Origin of the sequence: Paraburkholderia sp. CNPSo 3274, from assembly GCF_024206475.1 — a bacterium.
Classification (GTDB): Bacteria; Pseudomonadota; Gammaproteobacteria; order Burkholderiales; family Burkholderiaceae; genus Paraburkholderia.
Genome location: NZ_JAMBPR010000169.1, coordinates 1 through 5406, shown reverse-complemented (window position 1 = coordinate 5406; position 5406 = coordinate 1). Strand labels below are relative to the sequence as shown.

Sequence of the window (5406 nt, the reverse complement as noted above, 5' to 3'; positions counted from 1 at the left end):
CGGCAAGGATTCGGATCCGCAGGTCTACGGCATCGGCATCAAGGAACTGTGGGAAATCGATCCTTCGAAACACCAGCCCGGCCTCGTGATCCACACCGCCGGCTGGCCGCTGGAAAGCGACACCTACGGCGGCTCGTTCCTGTACCACATCGACAACAACCAGGTGATGGTGGGGTTTGTCGTGGGACTTGCGTACCAGAACCCGTATCTCTCGCCGTTCGAGGAATTCCAGCGTTACAAGACGCACCCGGAAATCCGCAAGTACCTGGAAGGCGGCAAGCGCGTCTCGTATGGCGCGCGCGCGATCACGGCGGGCGGCCTGATGTCGCTGCCCAAACTCGTGTTCCCGGGCGGCGCGCTCGTGGGCGACGATGCGGGCTTTTTGAACGCCTCGCGCATCAAGGGCAGCCACGCGGCGATCAAGACCGGCATGCTGGCTGCGGATGCGGCGTTCGAAGCGGTGCAGGCGGGCCGCCAGAGCGATGAACTCGCGGCCTACCCGGAAGCGTTCAAGCAGTCGTGGCTTTACACGGAGCTGTACAAGGCTCGCAACTTCAAGCAGTGGATGAGCAAGGGCCTGTACCTGGGCACGCTGATGGTGGGCATCGAGCAGAAGCTGCTGGGCGGCAACGTGCCGTGGACGCTGCATCACCAGCACCGCGATCACGAGATGCTGAAACCCGCTTCACAGTGCAAGCCGATCGAGTATCCGCGGCGCACCTCACGCTCAAGGACGCGAGCGTACCCGTGAACGTGAACCTGCGCACCTACGCGGGCCCCGAAGCGCGCTTCTGCCCGGCCGCGGTGTACGAGTTCATGAAGAACGACGACGGCAGCGACCGCTTGCAGATCAACGCGCAGAACTGCGTGCACTGCAAGACCTGCGACATCAAGGACCCGACGCAGAACATCGTGTGGGTCACGCCGGAAGGTGGCGGCGGCCCGAACTATCCGAACATGTAAGCGGTACGAGGTTAAGTCCCAGAGCCAAGGTCAAGTATGAAACTGATTCGGTCTGTCGAGGAATTGCGAGCTCAGTTGCGCGGGCAAAACCGCACGGTTTTCGTGCCGACGATGGGCAATTTGCATGAAGGACACCTATCGCTCATCAGGCTCGCACGACAGCATGGAGATCCTGTCATTGCCAGCATTTTCGTGAATCCGCTGCAATTCGGACCAGGCGAAGATTTCGAGCGTTATCCGAGAACCCTTGAGGCGGACATCGAGAAGCTCCAGAGAGAAAATGTCTATGTCGTCTTTGCCCCGACGGAGCGCGATCTCTACCCGCAGCCGCAGGAGTATCGTGTGCAGCCTCCTGGAGGGCTTGGCGGCATGCTGGAGGGAGAGTTCCGGCCAGGCTTCTTTCAGGGCGTCTGCACGGTCGTCATGAAGTTGCTTTTATGCTCGCAGCCGCGCGTAACGGTGTTTGGGAAAAAGGACTATCAACAGCTGATGATAGTCCGAGAAATGTGCAAACAGTTTGCTATGCCCACGGACGTAGTCGCCGGCGAGACCATCCGCGATATCGATGGGCTTGCCTTGTCTTCTCGCAATCGCTTCCTGACACCCGAACAGCGCGTGGAGGCTCCCACGTTATATCGACTCCTCGACAGCGTCCGTGAGGAAATATCGAGCGGGCGAAAAGATATTCAGCGAATCGAGCGGCGCGTGTTCTCGACGCTGGTCGATCGAGGCTGGACACCCGATTACATTTCAGTCCGAAAGCGGGCCGACTTACGCTCTCCAACGGAGCAGGATGTCGTCGAGCAGAAGCTCGTTGTGCTGGCGGCGGCGCGCCTCGGCAGCACGCGTCTTATTGACAACCTCGAGATTTGAACTTCCGATTCTATGCCTTGCCACGGTTATCGAGGGGTAGCGCGAAAGCGCAACTCGAGGGCACCTTGCGTCTGCCTGACATTGGCGTTTCGTTATGACTGAACCAGCAATTGACTATGATGGCCCACGTAGGCAATCGGTGCTTGTGACGGGAGCGGCCCGGCGAATCGGTCGTGCGCTCGCTCTCGGTTTTGCCGCGCGAGGATGGGACGTTGCCGTGCACCATCACGAGTCGAAGCGCGAAGCGCAGGAGGTTGTCGATCAGATCGCGGCGCAAGGGGGGAGGGCGATTTCGCTTTGCGCAGATCTGTCGAAAGAAGATCAGGTGAGACGACTTGTGCCCGATTGTGTGCAGGCATTCGGACGACTCGATTGCGTCATGAACTGCGCATCGCGGTTCGAGGAAGATATGGCGCAGACCTTTACTTATGGTCTCCTGCTGGAACTCATGGAGATCAATGTCGCGGCGCCACTGGCTTTGGCGCGCGGGCTCTACGATGCGATACCGGATTGTGCGGTTGTCGACGAGGTACACCGCGGCGTTGTTGTCAACGTTCTGGACCAGAAGCTTTACAACATGAATCCAGACTACCTCTCCTATACGTTGACGAAAGCGGCGTTGGCGAATGCCACGATTGCACTCGCGCAGGCGTTAGCGCCGAAGGTCAGAGTGGTCGGGCTGGCTCCAGGGCTTACGCTTGTTTCGGGTGATCAAACGCAAGAGCAGTTTGAGATGGCTCACAAAATGACTCCACTTCGGCGCGGATCGCGGCTTGAAGACATTGTCGATGCAGCCATCTATCTTGCCGAGGCCCGTGGAGTAACCGGCACGACTTTGGTTGTTGACGGTGGGCAGCATCTTGTCACCAGTCAGCGTGACGTAATGTTCAAGAAATTTGAGTAGGCGCGCGGGGACATGGCCTCACATCTCGCGGCGGAGAGGGTGGATAGCGGTGCAGCGCGAGAAGAGAGCGCGTAGACGACCGAGGGGACACAGTGAAGCGAAAAATACAAGGACGCGTAACCCGGGAAAGGATTCTCGACAGCGCGGAGATTCTATTTTTTGAGCGCGGCGTTACCTCTACGTCGCTTGAGGGCATAGCGCACGCGGCTGGTATGACCAGGGGCGCTATATATGGTCACTTCTCAAACAAATGGGCACTCGTGACCGCTTTATTCGAACGATCAGCTTTGCCTCTAGACCCGTTCATAATATCGGCTGAGATATTGGAGGGAGCTACGCTTAGCGATTTGCGCGCACAACTTGAACAGCGATTGGCCGTCGTCCTTCACTCGGGCACACAACGGCGTCTGTACTCTATCGCTTTCTCCTCGGCGAAATGCGAAGGAGATACCGTTGTTTCCACATCGATGTTGGGGGAGGCCGCGCGAGTCGCGCAGTTATCTATCGAGTCCGCGCTAAGGTTCGCTGTGGCAGATCGTGAGGTCACCGAGCATGTCGACTACGCCATGGAATCGATATACATACACTCGTTGTTGACGGGCTGCTTTCATCTGAGTTTGCTTACGGCTTCTCATCAGGGAGCGGAGGAAGCCCTCGCGTCGGCTGTTGTCGGAAGGGCGTTTTCCTCCCTGACGGTTGACGAGTGCTTTTGAATCGAAATGTAGAGCCGGTTTCGACAGCGTACCGACCGGGAATTAATATCCTTTTGGAATCTCGCGATTATTTGAGCCGAAGGACGCTTCTACAGGGATAGAATTTTTTTCGGTCCGTTCTTTTACTACTTCTTCTAATAGTAGAACCGTTTGCTTGTCAACGACTGATGTGATCCAGCGGAGCCGACGTGCATCGATAGATTCCCAGCCTAGAGTGACCATCATCGAACGCCGTGTGAGGTGAATTGCTACGAGCTGACCAGTGATGGTGAGTGCCCGTAATAAAGCCTCTTCATCGCCAGCATCTCGGCCCATCAGGCGGCCAATTATTTCGCTGCACACAGGTATCAGGCGCGTCTGCAGACGATCGTGCAACTGAGCATTGGGAAACTGAGGCCCCAAGCCCGCCTGCTCTCGCGCCATGAAAAGCCTCCAGCTATCGGGGGCAGTCGAGGTGAACAGGTATTGAGCGAGATGCTTCTGAATTTCACGGAACGCGCAGATTAACTGATCATCGTTGCCGTCCGTATCAAGTACAAGCCGCGCCGCGTCAACGGGGCTGGCGAGGCGGTCAGAAATCGTGGTAGCTATATGATCGACACACGCCAGATACACGCCTTCCTTGTTCGAAAAGTAATAGCGCAATGCAGGTGCGTTGACACCCGCTAGCTCCGCTATGTCTCGCGTTGAAGCCCCTTCAAATCCGTGCAAACCGAAAAGTGTGAGTGCAGCGGCAATGATCCTGGATCGCGTTTCGTTGCCGCATACGTACCCATTTGCTGTCCCAGCACGTCCTCGACTTTTGATCATTGCCACAAGTTATCGGCCTCGTAAAAGGAGCGGGAAATGAATCGGCTTGATACCTTTCACTGCATCGATAGCAACGTTTACCAAGCGCGCCCTGTGTCTGGCAGCCTTTTCGTTAGTTGCTGATTGGTTTTGGGGCAACGAACTCCGACCACGTCGATCTGAAAGAATCGCAAATACGGCACGCTTGTTCCGCACACGAAATGTCCCCGCTTAGGCGACGGGCATTCCGCACCCGGATCGAGCGAGCTTGCAAGGTAGCGATAATAGAACGGTATGCGCATAATCGCACCTAGGGCAAATCTCGACGTCCCTTGGAGGTTCGCTCGGTGATCTATGCTCGCCGGAGGCAGACGTCTAATGGGAGCCTCGAAAGCGGCCGTCCCTTAAGCTCGCTGGTGGACAACCACAGTTACGCGCGAACGCAGCCGGCGAGGTAATCCCCTACCGCGAACTTATATTGGAGATGGGGCCGAGTTTCTGCAAGCAAGTCTTTGGTGTGCTGCCGCGTCACGAAATTTCGAGAGGTCAATCCCCAGCGCCGTCGCCAGATCAGTTGCTACCTCGGGATTCAATCGTTGTCGGCGGTTGCATCAATTCAGACTCTATTTGCAAAGGGTGTCGTCGCGCTAGTAGCGGCCCAACAACCATGCACAAGGCAGCGACTGTTAGCGTCTTCGAGACGCCAAATTGATCTGCGCAGACACCCCATACGAACGCACCCCGTGCCATTGAGCCTTGGAACGAGAGTAAAAAAACTGCTAATGCCCGAGCTCGCACCCAAGCGGGAAGATTCGCCTGGAAGGCGGAGGAGACGGTGGAGTTGAATGTGATCCATGCGGCACCCCCGGCGAGCAGAGACACACAGACAGGTGCGACGTATGGCACATGGGCCGCGTGGGCCGGCCCCCGCGAAAACCGGACACTGGGTAACGCTTAAACTATGAGGTAGTCTTCCGCCTATGTTTAAGCCTACAACTAACAACATGGAACCCGTTGAGGTTCTGACGCAGCCGGAGCAACGCCGACGCCGCTCAGTTGAAGAGAAACTGGCGATTGTGCGTGAGACCTTCGAACCCGGAGCCACCGTCTCCGGGGTAGCCCGACGTCATCAGGTGAATGCGAACCAGGTGTTTGCGTGGCGCA

At 57.1% G+C, this 5406-nt stretch carries 6 protein-coding genes and 1 pseudogene; 5 read left to right on the top strand and 2 right to left on the bottom strand.

The window, feature by feature from the left end:
- From M3I54_RS43540 to M3I54_RS45645, 4 genes and pseudogenes are all read left to right on the top strand, one after another.
- Nucleotides 1-963, top strand: a pseudogene (locus M3I54_RS43540) (4Fe-4S dicluster domain-containing protein); the annotation flags it as partial.
- A gap of 36 nt (nt 964-999) precedes the next feature.
- On the top strand, nt 1000-1836 hold the full coding sequence (panC, locus tag M3I54_RS43535) for a pantoate--beta-alanine ligase (RefSeq protein ID WP_254346577.1): 837 nt from the start codon (nt 1000-1002) through the stop codon (nt 1834-1836).
- A gap of 94 nt (nt 1837-1930) precedes the next feature.
- Nucleotides 1931-2740: an SDR family oxidoreductase gene (locus M3I54_RS43530; protein WP_254346576.1), complete on the top strand. Its 810-nt coding sequence runs from the start codon at nt 1931-1933 to the stop codon at nt 2738-2740.
- A 92-nt stretch (nt 2741-2832) separates the two neighbouring features.
- Nucleotides 2833-3453 (top strand): TetR family transcriptional regulator, encoded by a 621-nt coding sequence (locus M3I54_RS45645; protein WP_375542323.1) that lies wholly within the window; start codon nt 2833-2835, stop codon nt 3451-3453.
- A gap of 42 nt (nt 3454-3495) precedes the next feature.
- Here M3I54_RS45645 and M3I54_RS43520 read toward each other — a convergent pair whose 3' ends face one another.
- Together M3I54_RS43520 and M3I54_RS45640 are read right to left on the bottom strand one after the other, a co-directional pair.
- Nucleotides 3496-4263, bottom strand: a complete 768-nt coding sequence (locus M3I54_RS43520) for a CerR family C-terminal domain-containing protein (RefSeq protein WP_254346574.1) — start codon at nt 4261-4263, stop codon at nt 3496-3498.
- Between the two features lie 549 nt (nt 4264-4812).
- Nucleotides 4813-5148 carry an MFS transporter gene (locus tag M3I54_RS45640; protein ID WP_375542322.1) on the bottom strand — a complete coding sequence of 112 codons (336 nt, stop codon included), beginning with the start codon at nt 5146-5148 and terminating at the stop codon, nt 4813-4815.
- 98 nt (nt 5149-5246) lie between these two features.
- On the opposite strand from M3I54_RS45640, the gene M3I54_RS43515 reads away from it, so the two are divergent.
- Nucleotides 5247-5406 (top strand): transposase (locus M3I54_RS43515; protein ID WP_254338201.1); only part of this gene is annotated, 160 nt, incomplete at its 3' end.